The organism is Gordonia sp. (in: high G+C Gram-positive bacteria) (genome assembly GCF_049647785.1).
Classification (GTDB): Bacteria; Actinomycetota; Actinomycetes; order Mycobacteriales; family Mycobacteriaceae; genus Gordonia.
In genome coordinates this window covers 1-18443 of the sequence record NZ_JBARYI010000094.1, presented here as the reverse complement: position 1 = coordinate 18443, position 18443 = coordinate 1, and the positions used below count along the sequence as shown (strand labels likewise).

The following is an 18443-nucleotide window of genomic DNA, read 5'->3' as shown; positions in this document are numbered from 1 at the left end:
GAATCACCACATGGCACGTGTTGCAGGTGTGGATCTCCCCCGCGAAAAGCGGCTGGAGATCGCGCTCACCTACATCTACGGGGTGGGTCGTACCACCTCGAAGGAGATCCTCGCAGGAACGGGCCTTTCGGCCGATCTGCGAGCCAAGGATCTGACCGACGCAGACGTCGTGAAGCTCCGCGAGTACATCGAAGCCTCGGTCAAGGTCGAGGGTGACCTTCGCCGCGAGGTGCAGGCTGACATCCGTCGCAAGATCGAGATCGGCTGCTACCAGGGTCTGCGCCACCGTCGCGGCCTGCCGGTTCACGGTCAGCGCACCAAGACCAATGCCCGCACTCGCAAGGGCCCGAAGAAGACCATCGCCGGGAAGAAGAAGTAATGCCACCCAAGTCACGTAGCGCTGGCCCGAAGAAGGGCACCCGTCGTCGCGACAAGAAGAACGTCCCGCTGGGCCACGCTCACATCAAGTCGACGTTCAACAACACCATCGTCTCGATCACCGACCCCGAGGGCAACGTGATCAGCTGGGCCAGCTCCGGCCACGTCGGTTTCAAGGGCTCGCGCAAGAGCACGCCCTTCGCCGCCCAGCTTGCCGCCGAAAACGCTGCCCGCAAGGCGCAGGAAAACGGCGTCAAGAAGGTCGACGTATTCGTCAAGGGACCGGGTTCGGGTCGAGAGACCGCAATCCGTTCGCTGCAGGCAGCCGGCCTTGAGGTTGGCACCATCTCCGACGTGACCCCGCAGCCGCACAACGGTTGCCGTCCGCCCAAGCGGCGCCGGGTCTAGCGGGAAAGGGAAAGAAGAACTATGGCTCGTTATACCGGCCCCGCAACTAAGAAGTCTCGTCGCCTTCGCGTCGACCTGATCGGCGGAGACCAGGCGTTCGAGAAGCGCCCGTACCCGCCCGGCCAGCACGGCCGCGCGCGTATCAAAGAATCCGAGTACCTGCTCCAGCTGCAGGAGAAGCAGAAGGCTCGCTTCACCTACGGCGTCATGGAGAAGCAGTTCCGTCGCTACTACGAGGAAGCAAACCGTCGCAACGGCAAGACCGGTGACGTGCTGCTCCAGATCCTCGAGTCGCGCCTGGACAACGTCGTCTACCGTGCGGGCATCGCCAGCACGCGTCGTCAGGCACGTCAGATGACCAGCCACGGTCACTTCACCGTGAACGGTGTTCGCGTTGACGTCCCGAGCTACCGGGTCAGCCAGTACGACATCATCGACGTTCGTCCGAAGTCGCTGCAGACCACGCCGTTCCAGATCGCCAAGGAACTCATCGGCGAGCGCACGGCACCGGCTTGGCTGCAGGTGGTTCCTTCGACTCTTCGTATCCTCGTGCACTCGCTGCCCGAGCGCGAACAGATCCAGGTCCCGCTCTCCGAGCAGCTCATCGTCGAGTTCTACAGCAAGTAGTCGACCTGAGCTTTCGCGAAACCTACTGAGCAGCAACGGCTGCTCGGTCCACCTTAAAAGCCGTCAAATAGAGGTCGGCCGAAGGAGAATCCCACCCCATGCTCATCTCACAGCGACCCAACCTGTCCGAAGAGGTCATCGCCGAGAACCGCTCGAAGTTCACCATTGAACCCCTCGAGCCGGGTTTCGGTTACACCTTGGGCAACTCGCTGCGGCGCACGCTGCTGTCGTCGATCCCCGGCGCAGCAGTCACCAGCATCCGCATCGATGGTGTTCTGCATGAGTTCACTACGGTCCCCGGAGTCAAGGAAGACGTCACCGACATCATCCTGAACCTCAAGGGCCTCGTGGTCAGCTCCGAAGAAGACGAGCCGGTCACCATGTACGTCCGCAAGCAGGGTCCCGGTGCTGTTACCGGTGCCGACATTGTGCCGCCGGCGGGCGTCACCGTGCACAACCCTGACCTGCACATCGCGACCCTCAACGACAAGGGCAAGCTCGAAATCGAGCTCGTCGTCGAACGAGGCCGCGGCTACGTGCCTGCCGTACAGAACAAGGCATCCGGTGCCGAGATCGGCCGTATCCCGGTCGACTCGATCTACTCGCCGGTCCTGAAGGTGACCTACAAGGTTGAGGCAACCCGCGTCGAGCAGCGCACCGACTTCGATCGTCTGGTGCTCGACGTGGAGACGAAGAACTCCATGACCGCCCGTGACGCCCTGGCGTCCGCCGGTAAGACCCTGGTCGAACTGTTTGGCCTGGCTCGGGAGCTCAACGTCGAAGCTGAGGGAATCGAGATCGGCCCGTCGCCGGCAGAAGCCGACCACATCGCCGCATTCGGCCTTCCGATCGAAGACCTGGAGTTGACTGTCCGCTCGTACAACTGCCTCAAGCGCGAAGGTGTTCACACCGTCGGCGAACTGGTTGGTCGTACCGAGTCGGATCTGCTCGACATCCGGAACTTCGGCCAGAAGTCGATCGACGAGGTCAAGGTCAAGCTGCACAGCCTGGGTCTGGGCCTGAAGGACAGCCCGGCGAGCTTCGACCCGTCGCAGGTTGCAGGCTACGACCCGAGCACGGGCACCTGGTCGGACGATGCATCGTTCGACGCTGATGGTGGCGAGGATTACGCCGAGACCGAGCAACTGTAGGTCTTGCAGAAGAACCACTATGGTTCCTGGGCGCGAAGCGTTCAGCGAACCGCTGAGCCAAACGACTTCCGGTCGCGAGATCGTGAGTCCCTCCTAGGAGAAAGACATGCCCAAGCCCACTAAGGGTGCCCGCCTCGGCGGGTCGGCCAGCCACCAGAAGGCGATCCTGGCAAACCTTGCCACGGCGCTCTTCGAGCACGGCCGAATCACCACCACCGAAGCTAAGGCAAAGCGGCTCCGCCCGTACGCCGAAAAGCTCATCACCCACGCGAAGGCTGGCTCGTTGGCCAACCGTCGCGAGGTCATGAAGGACATCCGCAGCAAGGACGTCGTTCATACCCTGTTCGCCGAAATCGGCCCGCACTTCGCGGATCGCAACGGTGGCTACACCCGCATCATCAAGACCATGCCGCGCAAGGGTGACAACGCCCCCATGGCAGTGATCGAACTGGTGCAGGAGAAGACCGCGTCGACGGAGGCCAACCGTGCCACCCGTGCTGCGGCTTCCAAGGCCAAGGCTGCTGAAGCTGCTGTCGAGGATGCTCCCGTTGAGGAGACCCCGGCTGTCGAAGCTGAAGCTGTCGAAGCTGAGGTCACCGAGGCTGCCGCCGACGAGGCTCCGGCCGCCGAGGCTGAGCAGGACAAGTAACCGTCGTCGTATCGGTCACGTTCGCGTGACCGGTTCGCACGGTCGCAATCCATGACGACACAGCCCGCCCCCATCATTGATGAGGGCGGGCTGTGTCGTTTGCGTTTACTGATCGGCTACGACGGCACCGACTTTTCCGGATGGGCTACCCAACCGGGACGTCGTACCGTGTGCGAGACTCTCGAGCAGACGCTCAGTACCATCCTGCGCGCCCCCGTTCGGTTGACGGTTGCCGGGCGGACCGACGCCGGAGTGCACGCGGCAGGGCAGGTTGCGCACTGCGATGTGCCACTGCAGTCCCTGCAGACCCGATCGATCGATGGCGACCCGGGACGACTCGTCCGACGGCTCGCAAAAATGCTTCCCGACGACGTCCGCGTCAAAGCGATCGATGCCGTCAGCCCAGATTTTGATGCGCGCTTCTCAGCGCTCGCCCGCACCTACGAGTACCGCCTCACCGACGCTCTCTGGGGCCCGGAACCGATCCTGGCGCGCAGCACCGCCGACTGGACGCGCAACTTAGACGTGGACCTGATGAACGACGCTGCGGCCCAACTCGTCGGCCTCCACGACTTTGCCGCCTTCTGCCGCTACCGCGAAGGATCAACCACCATTCGGGAACTCCAGCAGTTCTCGTGGCGGCGCGACGGAACGGTACTGATCGGCACCGTCGTCGCTGACGCCTTCTGCTGGTCAATGGTGCGGTCGTTGGTGGGTGCCGTCGCCTCCGTCGGTGACGGTCGTCGGAGCGTGCAGTGGTGCGCCGATCTGCTCGATGAACGGTCACGATCGGCGAAGGTGCCGGTGGCTCAAGCTCGCGGCCTGAGCCTTATTTCGGTGGCTTATCCACCTGCCGAGGAATGGGCCGCCCGCAGTTCTCTCACTCGGCATGTCCGCAACCCCGACGACGTGGGCTGCATGTAGCGACGACTGCTGAAAGCAGAGAAATGCCCCGGTACCGACGTTGTCTTGGGAGGGAGGGGGAACGTCGGCACCGGGGCACTTCCCGGGGAGGGCAGTTAGCCGGGTATTAGGTGTGCGCGATCGTGCGCACGGAACTCGTCCGACAGTCGCGCGGCGGCGGACTCGTCGAGTAGCTCGAAGGTATCGTCGCGTCGGACGAATACGGGGTCGTCGGTGCGCCACCCGGACTGCCGAAGCGGCGCCTTGTTGAGTTTGCGGGTCGCAGTCAACGGGAAAGCCTCGGTAATCCGCACAAAGCTCGGCATCTGCTTGGTACCGAGATCGGGCTGCGCGCGCATGAACTTCAAGAAGTCATCCGCGTCGAAATCGCCGTGGTACTCGAGGGTCACCATCACGCGATCGCCGGTCTGCGGGTCTGGGACGGCGTAAGCCGCCGCGCCGGTGGTGCCGGGGTATCGCGCCGCGATTCGCTCCAGGGGTGCCGTCGAAAAGTTCTCCGAATCGACGCGGATCCAATCGTTGGTCCGGCCGGCGAACCAGTACACGCCATTCGCATCGCGATAGGCGAGATCGCCAGACCAGTAGTCGCCGTTGCGGACCTTGTCTGCGTAGGCTTCTGGGTTGTTGTAGTAACCCTCGAAGCGGGCGCCACCGTCGCGGGCGACGATTTCACCGATGGCTTTGGAGCCGTTGAGCAGCGAACCATCGGCCGCAAACTCGGCGGGCGGGCACTCATTGCCGTCTGGGTCGAGGACAGTCATCCCCAGCGCCGGATTGGGAATCCCGAGGGCGCCGGGAGGTGTCGTCTCATCGCGGACAATCACGCATACGCCCTCTGAGGCGCCGTATGACTCGGTGATTGGGGCACCGAAACGGCGCGAGAACTCATCGCGGTCGCGGGCCGAAGCTTCTGTACCCCAACCAAACCGCAGGCTGTTTGAGGACTCGTCGGGGCGTTCCGGCTGAGCCAGGATATAGGCGAGTGAACGACCGACATAGTTGAAGAACGTCGCGCCGTACTTCTGTATGTCGGGCAGAAAATTCGATGCCGAGAACTTCTTGCGCAGCACGAATGCCCCGCCCACTGCGGCGATCGGTGCCCAGGCGCTCATCAGTGCGTTGCCGTGGAACATGGGCATCGCGTTGTACGCGATGTCGTCGGGCTTGATGCCGTGAACGTTGAGTACACCGATGGCCGCGAGTCGGGCGGAACTACAAATGACGGCCTTCGGTGCGCCAGTGGAACCCGACGTGAAGAGGAGCAGCAGATGGTGATCTTGCAGCGTGGGATCGGTCCAGTCCGCGGCGGTCGAGTCCGCGGCGTCGGTGAGTAGTTCACGATATTCGTCACCGGAGGCTGGTACGGCACGAACCGACTCCGGGAAGTCGGAGACAAGGTCGGCGTAGCTGTCGCCGACCACGATGGCCTGGCAATCTGTACGAGCGATATCGGACGTGAGCTCTGCGCCGCGGCGCGTCGGATTGACTCCCACGATGGTGGCGCCGGCCAGGGCGGCGCCGCACACGAGGAAGAGGTACTCGGGGTCGTTGTCCATCAGGACACCGACATGCCAGGGGCCGTCGGGCTGCTGCTGGCGAAGAGCTGTGAGGGCCGCGGCGCGAACTGCCGCCTCGCGGACAAACTCGCGCCAACTCCATTCGCGGTCTTCAAAGAAAAGTGCGGGGGAATCATCGTCGCAACGCCTCTGCAGGAGATCGGCCGTAGTGACCTTTTCTGCGGGTGGTGCCAACGCCATTGTGCCTCCGGGAGTTACGTTCTGTGTCGGATCGTAATGTAATCTGCAGATGTGATCGACGTCAACCCTTCCGATGAATATGGTTGATTCGCTGCAGGTAACGGGGAGGAAACCAAGTATGGAAGCTTCGAGGCTCGAGCCCGGTGCGGTCGGTCGACCACGCGATGATCGGATCGATCGCGCCGTCCTAGACGCGACTATCGAACTGCTAACCGAGGGAAGCTACGCCGACCTCACCTTGACGGCGGTAGCCGCCCGGGCGGGCACCTCGGTGCCCGCAGTGCGAAGGCGCTGGCCCAGCAAACTTCACCTCGTGCACCAAGCCGTATTTCCCACCGATGTCGCGGTACCGCCGCGTCGCGTCGGAGTAGGCCTCCGCGAGGAAATGGAGCTGATCGTCAATGGTTGTGTGCTCTTGGTGTCGCTGCCGTCGATGGTTGGTGCGATTACCGGCCTGATGAGTGATTTGGCAGCCGACCCCAATCTGCAGGCGCAATTGACCGATGGCCTGTGGGGCACAGTGAAAGACGATCTGGCCGGTCGCTTTGCTGATGCGGCCCGCCATGACGGCGTAACCCTCGACGTTGATTTGGGCCTGATCGCTGAGGCTGCATTCGGTAGTGCACTCCTCGCCGCCGGTATTCGTGGGGCCGATCAACTCGACGAGACATGGCAAGCGAACATGGTGGACTTCCTCATGGCGGGAATCGGCGTGCCGAACGGCAGCAAATGATGGACCTGCAGGAGATGTCCGATCGTCTCGAGATCCAAGACCTCCTGGCGCGCTACAGCCACGCGATTGACCGGAACGATTGGGACGCGCTCGATGCGGTCTTCACCGCCGACGCGCGGATCGACTACACGGCGGCCGGCGGCATCGCGGGCGACTATCCCGAAGTGAAAACGTGGCTGGCCGCGATTCTTCCCGCCGCGTTTTCGATGACACAGCACCTCGCAGCCACTACCCAGCTCGATCTGGATGGCGATTCGGCAACGGCGCGCACGATCCTGTTCAATCCGATGGTCGTACGGGGCGAGGCAGAGGGCGAACCGCAGATGTTGTTTGCGGGCCTCTGGTACCGGGACCGGTTGATCCGGACCGATGACGGTTGGCGAATTAGCGAACGCGTGGAAGAAAAGGGTTACACCAAGGTGCTTTAACGCACCGATCGCGCGCGACACGCCCGTAATGCACGCGATGGAACCGAATCGGCACTTGCTGCGTCTAAGTGTCATGGCAACGAAGAATGACAGCCGAACGGCATCGAAAGTTCAACAGGGCGAAGGCGGCATCGCGGCGCCGGTGACGGGTGCGGACGGACTCACCGAAGTCTCGTCGCGCTCCGGTGCGGTGACCGTCACCTGCACGGCAGCGGGTTTGCCCGTCCGCATGCGACTGAGCTCCGCGGCTGTGCGCCGCACCCCGACTGCACTCGCTAGAGAAATCCTGGCGTTGTGCCAACTTGCCCGCACCTCAGCCGGTCTGCAGGCGCGTTCCGAGCTCAGTGGGCAAGGCGTTACCGACGAAGCCCTCAGTCTTCTGGGTCTTCCCTCCCGCCAAGAACTCGTCGCCGCGGAAGCGGCCGCCGATGCTTCCGCGAATCGGGGCAGGCGGTGACCGTGAATTCCGAAATGGATGCCGTTGCCGACCGGGCTCAACGACAGCTCGGAGCACTCGAGGACGTGCACGCCAAACTTACGGCGTTGCGTGCTGAAGGGACCGGCGACCAAGGTCGCGTGCGGGTGTTGGTGAACGGTAACGGCTCACTCGTCGACCTGGAACTGGGCCCCGGAGCTGGCGGCGGCAAAGGGAGCCGGTTAGCCGACGAAATTGTCGGTGCGGCCATCCGCGCGGCCACCGACGTCTTCACCCGTCGTGCCGAGATAATGCAGGACTTTTGCGATGACTTCGCCGCCCTCACCGAACCCGCGGCGATATCGGAACGCTAGTCGCCAATCCGCTAACGACACCAGCAACGACAGGGGGAACAAGTGAATCAGGTGATCGTGCAACCGTCGGCAGTGCAGACCTTTGGTGCCACATCGGCCGCACTGGGAACGGCGACCGCAGCAGCGGGAGCCGTCGACGCTGGCGCTGTTAGCGCGGCGGTGGTTGCCGTCTTTGGGTTGATCGGCCAAGAGTTTGCGGGCGCCTACGCGATAGCGCAGGCCAACCACCTGCGGGCTGTCGGTCAGCTCGCGGCAACGCACGCGGCCACCGCAGCATCGGTTGCCGCAGCGTTGGCCTCGTTCACTGGCGCTGATTCGACCGGTGCCGGCGGAGTGCAAGTGTGAGCGGGCAGGAGGTCGACTGCGAAGTCTGGGCGGCGAAGACCCACGCCGAACCCACAGAGCCGGGCAACGTGCCGGAACCGCTCGATGGGCTTGCGGAGCCCGTGCTGCCAACCCCGCCGACGTTCCCCGCCCTGCCTTCACTCTCGGACTTGCCCGGCATTCCGGTCCTGCCAGCATTGCCTTTGCCGATGGTGGATCCGACACTGCTGCTAAAACCAATCACCGACCTGCTCGCCACCTTTGGCACGGGCCAACTCGGCGGATCCCCGACTGGCGACCCAGCCCAGGCACACCAACAAATCGCGCAGGTACTCGACAGTGGAGTCGGCACCCTCCTTAAGGCGGTGCAATCGGTCGACGGCGCATGGGCCGGAGAGGGTGCGACGTCGGCGATCGTCGCGGCGACCCGCACCGCAACGGAAGCGGCCGCCGTCGCCATGCAGGGGACGGGAATGTCCGTCGACTTGCAGGCAGCTGCCGCCATCGTTGCGGCCGGTGCCGCCGAACTGCAGGGCATTGTGGTCAAAACCGCAGGCCTGCTGTCGGCGACTTTGCCCGCGATCGCCACTCCGCCCGGCCAGATTGCGGCTCTCGGAATCGCCGCTGAGGGACTCGCCGAAGGCGTAGCCGTTGTCAGTGCCACCCGCGCACAGTTGATTGCGCCGACCGCCAGCATGACCGCCAACGGTGCGCCGGTACCGGTCACCGGCGTACCCAACGCGAGCGGTGATGGCTTCCAGGCCGTCGCCAAAGTCTTGGAGTCGATGCTGCCGCTGGTGCAGGCCGGCCTGAGCATGGTGACTTCGGCGGTTAGCGGCTCGGGAGTTGGCGCAACACAGGTCGGCCCGAGTGGTGATCGGCCCGGGATCGGTGCCCCCGCGGCAGTGCCAGCGGCACCTGGCTCCTGCCCGCCATCGTGTGAGTCAACGGCGCCGACTGCGGGTGCCCCGAAAACTAGTCCCGCGGCAGCGTCGACAAGCACTGCGGTGGCAGGCGAGGTACCGGCAGCGGTTCAGGCACCCGCTCCACCGCAGACACCGCTCGCTGACCGACCGATGACCTCGAACGCAACGGTCGCCACTGCACAGCCCGCTTCTGCGAGTGCGCTGCAGGTGTCGGGAGCCGGTGCCACCGCGCCGGTGGCGCCGATGGCACCGATGGCCGCGCGTCATTCCGCCGATGCGGGGCGACCGGCCCCGGTATTTACCCCGTCGCCGTCGCTGGCTGCGGACTCTGCAGCCTCGTCCGCAGCGGAACCGGGTGCCCTGACGGCGCTGACGGCGGAGTCGCTCAACTTCGACGTCGCCCTTGCTCTCGGGCTTGGCGACCACGACTACGCCGGATCAACCTAGTGCGCCGGATTGACCGAGTGTGCGCTGGATTGACCTAGTGCATCGAGCAAGACCCAGCGAAAAGAACCCAACAAGTAGGACCAAACGAAAGGACAAACACCATGGCCGGACTCAACCTCGACCTTGTCGCCAGCCAGGCGTCGGCGGCGTCGATCAAGGGGATCGTCGACGAGATGCAGCGTGTTGTCGCTGCGATCGCGAAGTCGGCGGCCAGCGGAAAATCGGGGTGGGACGGAAGGGCGTCTAACGCCTTCGAGGCCACTCACACCGACTGGCACGGCATCGCGGTGAAATTGCAGACGGCGCTCGATGACATCGAGTCCAAGCTGACTGCTGGATTCCGCGGCTACGACGATGAAGATGCGACCGTTGCCGGGCAGTTCAACGGCGCACCCGTCGGACTCCAGATCTGATCAATTCAAAGCACACGGAAAGACAACAGGGGGACAACATGAACGGCGGGCTCATTCGGTACGACTTCGCGAACCTCGGCACCTTGTCGGGCGATCTGCGGGGACAGTTTCAACGGTTGGAGGACCTTTCCGGACAACTCAAGCGGCAGGTGGGATCGCTGTCTTCGCACTGGAGTTCCGGTGGCGCGGGCCAGTACCAGCAGGCGCAGGCCAATTGGGACCGGATCTTCCTCGACGCTCGAGGGAGGCTGGACGCCCTCGGAGTCGGGGTTCAAAAGGCGGCGAACCTCATGCGCGAGACGGATATGCGCGTCGGCAAGACCTTCACCGTCTGACGGTTCGACAGGCATGCCCAAAGACAGCGGCCGGGCGCAGCGTCAAGTTCTGCGCCCGGCCGTCCTTCTGGCGGCTAATTGCCGGTGTGTCCGTTCAACAATTCGGCGAAGGGTGTCACCGCGCCGAGGTCGAGCGACCCACCCGACCGGCGGGGCCGGTCGAGGTCGGTGGGCCCGCCAAACCCGGCGACCGCGTTGGCTGCGACGAGTTGCTGCGCTAACTCGGCCGCGGCCCGCCGGATCCGGCCGCTGAGTTCGGCGGTTCCGAAGTCCTCGGTTGCCGCGAACACCGCCGTCGGGACAGTTGCGGCGCGCAGATAACTCATCAGTGGTCGAATCGAATGCTCCAGAGCCAAGCTGTGGCGCGGGGTGCCCGCAGTCGCCGCGATCAGTACCGGCACGCCGCTCAGCGAATCGGGGTCCAGGATGTCGAAGAACATCTTGAACAGCCCGCTGTAGGAGGCGGCAAAAATTGGGGTCACTACCACCACGCCGTCGGCGGCCGCTACTCGATCGCGGGCGTCGGTGATGTCTGCCGGTGCCACGCCGGTGGTCACGGTGGTCGCGAGTGATGCGGCGAGAGGGGCAATCTCTAAGACATCGATCGCCACCGACTCACCGCGGGCGGTGACACCGGCGCTCACCGCTTCGGCAAGTTGGTCGGCGAGCAGTCGCGTCGACGACGGAGTCGACACGCCTGCGCTGATTACGAGCAGGTTCCGGGCCATTCGTCAGTTTCCTTCCTGGCCTGCGGCAGCTAAGTCTTGGGCCGGTGCCACGCGATGATGCATCGACTCGCGGCCCTGAGCGACCAAGCTTTCGTGGGTGGGCGGATTGGACGGAACATGAGCCGGGCGACGGCGCTCAAACTCGGCGCGCAGCACGGGCACGACCTCCGTGCCGAGTAGCTCAACCTGTTCGAGGGCCATTTCTAAAGGCAGGCCGGCGTGATCGATCAGGAAGAGTTGACGCTGGTAGTCACCCGCGTAGTCGGCGAACGACAGGGTCTTCTCGATGACCTGTTCGGGGGTGCCCACAGTCAGCGGCGTCATTTCGGTGAAATCTTCCATAGACGGTCCATGTCCGTAGACGGGAGCGTTGTCGAAGTACGGGCGAAAGCGGCGTTTGGCTTCGGCTTCGGTGCTGGCGATGAAGACCTGGCCGCCTAGTCCGACGATGGCTTGATCGGCCGCCCCGTGGCCGTAGTGCTCGTAGCGTTCCCGGTAGAGATTGACCATCTGCTGGGTGTGCTCGGAGTTCCAGAAGATGTTGTTGTGGAAGAAGCCGTCACCGTAGAAGGCGGCTTGTTCGGCTATCTCCGGCGAGCGAATCGAACCGTGCCAGACAAACGGGGGAGTCTCGTCGAGCGGAGCCGGGGTAGAGGTGTAGCCCTGCAGGGGCGTGCGGAACTTACCTTCCCAATCGATGTTCTTTTCGCGCCACAGCCGACGCAAGAGGTGGTAGTTCTCGACGGCGAGCGGGATGCCCTGGCGGATGTCCTTGCCGAACCACGGATACACGGGCCCGGTGTTTCCGCGGCCGAGGGTGAGGTCGACGCGACCGTTTGAAAGGTGCTGCAGCATGGCGAAGTCTTCGGCGATCTTCACCGGGTCATTGGTGGTGATCAGCGTCGTTGCGGTGGACAGACGCAACTTTTCGGTCTTGGCGGCGATCCAGCCAAGCATTGTCGTAGGCGAACTCGGAACGAAGGGCGGATTGTGATGCTCGCCGGTGGCGAAGACGTCGAGTCCGACTTCCTCGGCCTTCAGTGCGATGGCCGTCATCGCCTCGATGCGCTCGTGCTCACTGACGGTGTGGCCCGTGGTGGGGTCGGTGGTCACGTCGCCGACGCTGAATAGTCCGAACTGCATTGCAGGCTCCTTACTCTGGTCTCTCGGTGGCGCGGCCGGTGAGGCTCGCGCCGCCGCTACCAGGTTAACCGGACCATGGTCCGGTTAATTCCCGGAGGTGCTAAACGCAGCGCGGTGCGGACTGCCGTCTAGAGTTTTTATCCACACCACCTGACAGCTTCGCTGAAATCCGAGGGGAAACATCCATGTCTACAGAAGGATCGACGCGCGCGATCGTCGCCGCGCTCGCCGCGAATGCCGGCATCGCCGTCGCCAAGTTTGTCGGCTTCGCGATCACCGGGTCGTCATCGATGCTGGCTGAAGGCGTTCACTCGGTCGCGGACACCTCGAACCAGGGGCTGCTCCTGGTGGGGCAGCGAGGGGCCAAGCGTGAGGCTGACAAGCTGCATCCGTTTGGGTACGGCCGCAGTCGGTACTTCTATTCGTTCGTCGTTGCGCTGGTCATCTTCTCACTGGGTTCGCTGTTTGCGCTGTACGAAGGTGTCCAGAAGATTCGGCACTCCGGGGACCACGGGCTGGACTCACCGATGGTCGCCGTCGTGATCCTGCTGGTGGCGATCGTTCTCGAGAGTTTCAGCTTTCACACCGCGCGCAAAGAGTCAAAGCCCCTCAAGGGTGACGCATCGTGGTGGCGATTCATTCGCACGTCGCGCTCCCCGGAACTCCCCGTCGTGCTGCTTGAGGACGCCGGGGCGCTTATCGGCTTGATCCTGGCGCTGGCGGGCGTCGGTCTGACGATGCTGACTGGCAACGCCATCTGGGATGGCATCGGCACCCTGTCCATCGGCGTGCTGTTGGGATTGATTGCCATGGTCCTGATCGTCGAAATGAAGAGCCTGCTGATCGGCGAAGGGGCGACCGAAGAAGAAGAAGCCGCCCTCTGGGCCGTACTTCCGGGCCAGGGTGTCGATAGGGTTATTCACATGAAGACCCAGTATCTCGGTCCCGAGGAGCTTCTCGTCGCCGCCAAGATTGCGGTCTCTCCGAGCCTTGGTGCTGCTGAGATCGCGCAGATCATCGACGAGGCAGAGGGGCGTATGCGCGGGGCGGTCCCGCAATCGCGCGTTATTTACCTCGAACCGGACATTGATCGCGGCATCACCGCGTCTTGATTCATCTGGCGCTGTACGACGGGTCGCCGCGAGGTAACGAGTCCTGGCAGATGGGGCCTCCCGGCCTAGCGCATGCGCTAGCGTCTGAGTCGAAATAGATGTGGAAGGGGTCACATAAGGTGGCAGAAGTTGAGGCTGCGTCGGGCACGACGGGGGCCGCAGGCGAGCGCGACACGTGGACCAGTAACCGCGGATTTATCTTGGCGGCGATCGGTTCAGCGGTCGGATTGGGAAATATTTGGCGCTTCCCCGGAGTCGCGTACGAGAGCGGCGGCGGTGCCTTCCTCATTCCGTATCTGATTGCCCTCGTGACGGCTGGAATCCCGATCCTGTTCCTCGACTACGCGATTGGACATCGGTTCCGTGCGGCACCGCCGCTGGCTTTCCGGCGTCTGTTCCGCAAGGCCGAAGCGCTCGGTTGGTTTCAGATCGGCATCCTCTTTGTGATCTCCTGCTACTACGCGGTCATCATCGCCTGGTCATTGAGCTTCTTTTACTTCTCCTTCGGCACCAAGTGGGGCGACGACACCGCAGCATTCTTCACCGACGAGTACCTTCACCTACCCAAAGAAGTTGGCGTCTCGTCGGACTTGGTCGCTGGCGTCGCGTGGCCGTTAGCGGCAGTCTGGGTCGCGATTGTGGTGGTGCTGGCGCTCGGAGTTTCTAAGGGCATCGAGAAGCTCAACGTCATTGGCATTCCATTGTTGGTGTTGGGTTTCGGTGCCCTCGTTATTCGGGCGGTAACCCTGCCCGGCGCGTCGGACGGGCTCAATGCTCTCTTCACCCCGGATTGGGCCGCGCTGCGCGACCTCAACGTGTGGATCGCGGCCTACAGTCAGATCTTCTTCTCCATGTCGATCGCTTTCGGCATCATGATCGCGTACGCATCGTTCCAGCGACGCAAGGCAAACATGACGTCGTCGGGTCTGGTCGTTGGCTTCGCGAACTCGTCGTTCGAGATCCTCGCAGGCATCGGCGTGTTCTCGGCCCTGGGCTTCCTCGCCCATCAACAGGGCATCGCGGTAGACGAGCTTGAGGGGATCTCAGGTCCCATCCTGTCGTTCGTGACATTTCCCGCCGTGATTTCCCAGATGCCGGGCAGTGCGCTGTTTGGTGCCCTGTTCTTCGGGTCGCTGGTGATTGCTGGCTTCACGTCGCTGATCTCGCTGGTTTTGGGAGTCTCGGTGGCGCTCCAAGAGAAGTTCGGGTTGACGCAGCGGACCGCAGCCTTGACCGTTGGCATCGTGTGCGGTGCCGTCTCCTTCGGACTGTTCAGTACCGCCACCGGCCTCTATACGCTCGACACCGTCGACCAGTTCGCCAACAACATCGGCATCGTCGCCTCCGCGATTGCCATGTGCGTCTTGGTGGAGTTCACCTTTAGAAACAATGGCGGTTGGGCTTCCCGAAGCATTGACGAACTGCGCGGGCATTTGAACGCGGTCTCGACCTTCAGGGTCGGTGCATGGTGGGTCCCGCTGATTGGCCTGTACGCGCCGGTCTTCCTGGGAATCATGCTGATCGAGAAACTGCGAACCCTCATCCGCGACGGTTACGAGGGCGAACCCACCTGGTTTGTCGGTGTCTTCGGTTGGGGCACCGTCGGACTCATCGCAGTCATAGCGATCGTCGGCACACTGTTCCCGTGGAAGGGACGCGACGATCCGCAGTTTAAGGCGTGGCCAGATGTGAGACCTGTCGTCGCGGCAAAGAAGGGGGCCGAGCAATGACCGGCGGAGCAATTCTCTTTCTCATCATCGCGGCGGTCGTGGTGTGGGGCGGACTGGCGGCCAGCATTGCCTTTCTCGTCCGTCATCCGGAAGTCGAAGAACTGCCTGAGGAACCGGCAGCCCTCGTCCGCGATGACGTAGTCCGCGAAAGTGAACCGCACCCCACCCGCGACACCTGACGGTTCGGCTATTTCGCGCAACGTTTTATCCCGCCCGGGCGGGAAATCCAGCATTCCTCAAGGGAGTACACCAGTGGGCATGTTTAGCAGCCTCTTCGGTCGTGTGAAATCAGTTGAGCAGTCCATCGCCGACACTGATGAACCCGGCAGCAAACTGAAACGCGAACTGACCGCATGGGACCTTACGGTCTTCGGCGTGGCCGTGGTGGTTGGTGCGGGCATCTTTACGACCACCGCGCGGACCGCAGGAAATGTCACAGGACCCTCGGTGTCGTTGGCGTTTGTGCTCGCCGCTATCGCCTGCGGCCTGGCCGCACTCTGCTACGCCGAGTTCGCTTCGACGGTCCCGGTTGCCGGTTCGGCGTACACCTTCTCGTATGCCACGTTCGGTGAATTTGTCGCCTGGATTATTGGGTGGGACTTGATCTTGGAGTTCGCGCTGGCCGCGTCGGTGGTCGGTAAGGGCTGGTCGCTGTACCTGGGCAATATCATTGGCGCAGGCAACAACACCTTTGAGTTGTTTGGACACACCTTCGACTGGGCTGCGCTACTCCTGATTGCGGTCCTGACAACGTTATTGGCACTCGGCACCAAGCTGTCCTCGCGTGTCTCCGTCGTCATCACGGCGATCAAAGTGTCCGTGGTGCTGCTCGTCATTGTCGTCGGTGCGTTCTACATCAGTACCAAGAACTATTCGCCGTATATTCCGCCCGCGCAGCAATCGGCCGACGGGCCGTCCGGCATTCGGCAAACTCTGTTCTCGTGGATAACTGGCGGTGCCGGCAGTGATTTTGGTTGGTACGGACTCCTCGCCGCGGCGTCGCTCGTATTCTTCGCCTTCATCGGTTTCGACATCGTCGCCACCACCGCAGAGGAAACGAAGAATCCGCAGAAGGCGTTGCCGCGCGGCATTCTCGGTTCGCTCGCGATCGTCACGGTCCTGTACGTCGCGGTGTCTCTGGTGCTGACCGGGATGGTTCCCTACACCGCCCTGGCCGGCGAGAATGCGACCTTGGCGACGGCTTTTGCCGTCCACGACATCGGCTGGGCCGAATGGGCTATCAACATCGGTGCCCTCGCTGGCCTCACGACCGTCGTAATGGTGATGCTGCTCGGGCAGACACGCGTCGGGTTCGCCATGGCGCGCGACGGACTGCTGCCGCGCGGTCTCGCGAAGACCGGTAGTCGCGGGACGCCCGTCCGGATCACGGTCATAGTGGGCGTGGTCTCCGGTCTTCTCGCCTTCATCTTCCCGATGGGCACACTCGAAGAGATGGTGAACATCGGTACCTTGTTCGCCTTCGTTCTCGTGTGCATAGGCGTGATTGTGCTGCGTCGTACCCGTCCCGATCTCAAACGCGGTTTTCGCGTTCCGCTGGTTCCGGTGATCCCGATTTTGGCGGTTGCAGCCTGCATCTGGTTGATGCTGAATCTGGCAGTGGAGACCTGGCTGCGATTCGTCGGTTGGATGCTCATCGGCATCGTCGTCTACGCCTTCTACGGTCGTCGCAATTCGGTCCTTGGTAAGCGGCAACGCGGCGAAGTCGTCGACGATGTCCCGACACCGGAGTCGCTGTAACTTGTGGTCGCGATACGCTAGTAGCAAGAACACAGTCTTATAGACGCGACAGGTACCGGTTGCCTCACAGGTGACCGGTACCGTCATTGATTAGTCTGCCAACCGAGAGGTACCTATGACCGCGCCCACTAGCGCCCTGACCACCGACACTCGCAACGGCGTCGAGTACAAGGTTGCCGATCTCTCCGAGGCCGAATATGGCCGTAAAGAGATCCGTCTGGCCGAGCACGAGATGCCCGGTCTGATGGAACTGCGCCGCGAGTACGCCGATGTGCAGCCGCTGAAGGGCGCTCGGATTTCCGGCAGCCTGCACATGACTGTGCAGACAGCCGTGCTGATTGAGACTCTCGTCGCCTTGGGCGCGGAGGTTCGCTGGGCGTCGTGCAACATTTTCTCCACCCAGGACCACGCGGCCGCAGCCGTGGTCGTCGGACCGTACGGCACCGTCGAAGAGCCCTCGGGCGTTCCGGTGTTCGCGTGGAAGGGCGAAACGCTGGAGGAGTACTGGTGGGCTGCGGAGCAGATGCTGACCTGGCCTGACGTTGATGGCGAGCCCGCGCCGGCCAACATGATCTTGGACGACGGCGGCGACGCCACCATGCTGGTGCTCCGCGGTTGTGAGTTTGAGAAGGCAGGCGTTGTGCCGCCAGCCGACGAAAGCCACTCGGCCGAGTACAAGGTGTTCCTGGAACTGCTGCGTCGTTCCGTTGAGGTTGCGCCCGGCAAGTGGAGCGCAATCTCGGAGTCGGTACAGGGCGTCACCGAGGAAACCACCACGGGAGTCTTGCGGCTGTACCAGTTCGCGGTCGCAGGCGAGCTGGACTTCCCGGCCATCAATGTCAACGATTCGGTCACCAAGAGCAAGTTCGACAACAAGTACGGCACCCGCCATTCGTTGATCGACGGCATCAACCGCGGCACCGATGTTCTCATCGGCGGCAAGAAGATCCTGATCTGCGGCTACGGCGACGTGGGCAAGGGTTGCGCAGAGTCCCTCGCGGGCCAGGGCGGTCGTGTCCAGGTCACTGAGATCGACCCGATCAACGCGCTGCAGGCGCTCATGGACGGCTACGACGTCGTCACCGTCGACGAAGCCATCGCCAACGCCGACATCGTCATCACTGCCACCGGCAACCTGGACATCATTTCCTTCGAGCACATGAAGAAGATGAAGCACCAGGCCGTTCTCGGCAACATCGGTCACTTCGACAACGAGATCGACATGGCTGGTCTGGAAGCTGCCGAAGGCATGACGCGCATCAACATCAAGCCGCAGGTCGATCAGTGGGTGTTCCCCGACGGCCACAGCATCATCGTGCTGTCGGAGGGGCGTTTGCTGAATCTCGGCAACGCGACGGGCCACCCGTCGTTTGTCATGAGTAACAGCTTCGCCAACCAGGTCATCGCACAGATTGAACTGTGGACCAAGGGCGACGAGTACGACAACGAGGTCTATCGCCTCCCCAAGCATCTCGACGAGAAGGTCGCTCGGATCCACGTCGAGGCTCTCGGCGGCAGCCTGACCAAGCTCAGCAAGGAGCAGGCTGAGTACATCGGCGTCGACGTCGAAGGCCCCTACAAGCCGGAGCACTACCGCTACTAATCCCGCCCGTGGCGTCCCGCCCCGCCTGTTCTCGCATGATGCGTTGATTCCCGCTCCACGTCTGACGTGGAGCGGGAATC

The 18443-nt window shown here is 63.0% G+C and carries 22 protein-coding genes; 19 read left to right on the top strand and 3 right to left on the bottom strand.

Annotation, left to right across the window (positions count from 1 at the left end; all coding sequences use genetic code 11):
- Positions 1-10: 10 nt before the first annotated feature.
- From rpsM to truA, 6 genes are all read left to right on the top strand, one after another.
- Complete coding sequence (gene rpsM, locus WBA38_RS16550) at positions 11-379, top strand: 30S ribosomal protein S13 (protein WP_424293548.1); 369 nt, start codon at positions 11-13, stop codon at positions 377-379.
- Positions 379-786: a 30S ribosomal protein S11 gene (gene rpsK / locus WBA38_RS16545; protein WP_006895581.1), complete on the top strand. Its 408-nt coding sequence runs from the start codon at positions 379-381 to the stop codon at positions 784-786. Before rpsM ends, rpsK begins: the two co-directional genes overlap by 1 nt.
- A 21-nt stretch (positions 787-807) precedes the next feature.
- The gene (rpsD, locus tag WBA38_RS16540; RefSeq protein ID WP_424293547.1) at positions 808-1413 is read left to right on the top strand and encodes a 30S ribosomal protein S4; all 606 of its coding nucleotides are present in this window, start codon (positions 808-810) and stop codon (positions 1411-1413) included.
- A 98-nt stretch (positions 1414-1511) separates the two neighbouring features.
- Positions 1512-2564 carry a DNA-directed RNA polymerase subunit alpha gene (locus WBA38_RS16535; protein ID WP_424293546.1) on the top strand — a complete coding sequence of 351 codons (1053 nt, stop codon included), beginning with the start codon at positions 1512-1514 and terminating at the stop codon, positions 2562-2564.
- Between the two features lie 106 nt (positions 2565-2670).
- Positions 2671-3213 carry a 50S ribosomal protein L17 gene (rplQ, locus tag WBA38_RS16530; RefSeq protein ID WP_424293545.1) on the top strand — a complete coding sequence of 181 codons (543 nt, stop codon included), beginning with the start codon at positions 2671-2673 and terminating at the stop codon, positions 3211-3213.
- 51 nt (positions 3214-3264) lie between these two features.
- A complete protein-coding gene (gene truA / locus WBA38_RS16525) occupies positions 3265-4137 on the top strand; it encodes a tRNA pseudouridine(38-40) synthase TruA (RefSeq protein ID WP_424293544.1) in 873 nt (290 codons plus the stop codon).
- 95 nt (positions 4138-4232) lie between these two features.
- Here the strand turns inward: truA and WBA38_RS16520 are convergent, their stop codons facing one another.
- Positions 4233-5894 (bottom strand): AMP-binding protein, encoded by a 1662-nt coding sequence (locus WBA38_RS16520; protein WP_424293543.1) that lies wholly within the window; start codon positions 5892-5894, stop codon positions 4233-4235.
- Positions 5895-6012: 118 nt separating this feature from the next.
- Here WBA38_RS16520 and WBA38_RS16515 point away from each other — a divergent pair, with 118 nt between their 5' ends.
- From WBA38_RS16515 to WBA38_RS16480, 8 genes are all read left to right on the top strand, one after another.
- On the top strand, positions 6013-6627 hold the full coding sequence (locus tag WBA38_RS16515) for a TetR/AcrR family transcriptional regulator (protein WP_424293542.1): 615 nt from the start codon (positions 6013-6015) through the stop codon (positions 6625-6627).
- On the top strand, positions 6624-7055 hold the full coding sequence (locus WBA38_RS16510; RefSeq protein WP_424293541.1) for a nuclear transport factor 2 family protein: 432 nt from the start codon (positions 6624-6626) through the stop codon (positions 7053-7055). The genes WBA38_RS16515 and WBA38_RS16510 overlap by 4 nt, the downstream gene beginning before the upstream one ends.
- 73 nt (positions 7056-7128) lie before the next feature.
- A complete protein-coding gene (locus tag WBA38_RS16505) occupies positions 7129-7512 on the top strand; it encodes a hypothetical protein (protein ID WP_424293540.1) in 384 nt (127 codons plus the stop codon).
- A 2-nt stretch (positions 7513-7514) separates the two neighbouring features.
- The gene (locus WBA38_RS16500; protein ID WP_424293539.1) at positions 7515-7844 is read left to right on the top strand and encodes a YbaB/EbfC family nucleoid-associated protein; all 330 of its coding nucleotides are present in this window, start codon (positions 7515-7517) and stop codon (positions 7842-7844) included.
- Positions 7845-7886: 42 nt separating this feature from the next.
- Positions 7887-8189 (top strand): type VII secretion target, encoded by a 303-nt coding sequence (locus tag WBA38_RS16495; protein WP_424323142.1) that lies wholly within the window; start codon positions 7887-7889, stop codon positions 8187-8189.
- On the top strand, positions 8186-9541 hold the full coding sequence (locus WBA38_RS16490) for a hypothetical protein (RefSeq protein WP_424293798.1): 1356 nt from the start codon (positions 8186-8188) through the stop codon (positions 9539-9541). The genes WBA38_RS16495 and WBA38_RS16490 overlap by 4 nt, the downstream gene beginning before the upstream one ends.
- Before the next feature lie 101 nt (positions 9542-9642).
- A complete protein-coding gene (locus tag WBA38_RS16485) occupies positions 9643-9954 on the top strand; it encodes a WXG100 family type VII secretion target (protein ID WP_424293797.1) in 312 nt (103 codons plus the stop codon).
- 38 nt (positions 9955-9992) lie between these two features.
- A complete protein-coding gene (locus WBA38_RS16480; RefSeq protein WP_424293796.1) occupies positions 9993-10289 on the top strand; it encodes a WXG100 family type VII secretion target in 297 nt (98 codons plus the stop codon).
- Between the two features lie 74 nt (positions 10290-10363).
- Here WBA38_RS16480 and WBA38_RS16475 read toward each other — a convergent pair whose 3' ends face one another.
- Positions 10364-11017 (bottom strand): CE1759 family FMN reductase, encoded by a 654-nt coding sequence (locus WBA38_RS16475; RefSeq protein WP_424293795.1) that lies wholly within the window; start codon positions 11015-11017, stop codon positions 10364-10366.
- A 3-nt stretch (positions 11018-11020) separates the two neighbouring features.
- Entirely contained in the window at positions 11021-12160 is a 1140-nt protein-coding gene (locus WBA38_RS16470) for an LLM class flavin-dependent oxidoreductase (protein ID WP_424323141.1), read from the bottom strand.
- A 185-nt stretch (positions 12161-12345) separates the two neighbouring features.
- On the opposite strand from WBA38_RS16470, the gene WBA38_RS16465 reads away from it, so the two are divergent.
- From WBA38_RS16465 to ahcY, 5 genes are all read left to right on the top strand, one after another.
- Positions 12346-13272, top strand: a complete 927-nt coding sequence (locus WBA38_RS16465; RefSeq protein ID WP_424293776.1) for a cation diffusion facilitator family transporter — start codon at positions 12346-12348, stop codon at positions 13270-13272.
- Between the two features lie 119 nt (positions 13273-13391).
- Complete coding sequence (locus WBA38_RS16460; protein ID WP_424323140.1) at positions 13392-15002, top strand: sodium-dependent transporter; 1611 nt, start codon at positions 13392-13394, stop codon at positions 15000-15002.
- On the top strand, positions 14999-15181 hold the full coding sequence (locus tag WBA38_RS16455) for a methionine/alanine import family NSS transporter small subunit (RefSeq protein WP_424323139.1): 183 nt from the start codon (positions 14999-15001) through the stop codon (positions 15179-15181). The genes WBA38_RS16460 and WBA38_RS16455 overlap by 4 nt, the downstream gene beginning before the upstream one ends.
- Positions 15182-15260: 79 nt before the next feature.
- Positions 15261-16760, top strand: coding sequence for an amino acid permease (locus WBA38_RS16450; protein ID WP_424293773.1), 1500 nt, complete (start codon positions 15261-15263; stop codon positions 16758-16760).
- 115 nt (positions 16761-16875) lie between these two features.
- A complete protein-coding gene (ahcY, locus tag WBA38_RS16445) occupies positions 16876-18363 on the top strand; it encodes an adenosylhomocysteinase (protein ID WP_424296070.1) in 1488 nt (495 codons plus the stop codon).
- Positions 18364-18443: the final 80 nt, after the last annotated feature.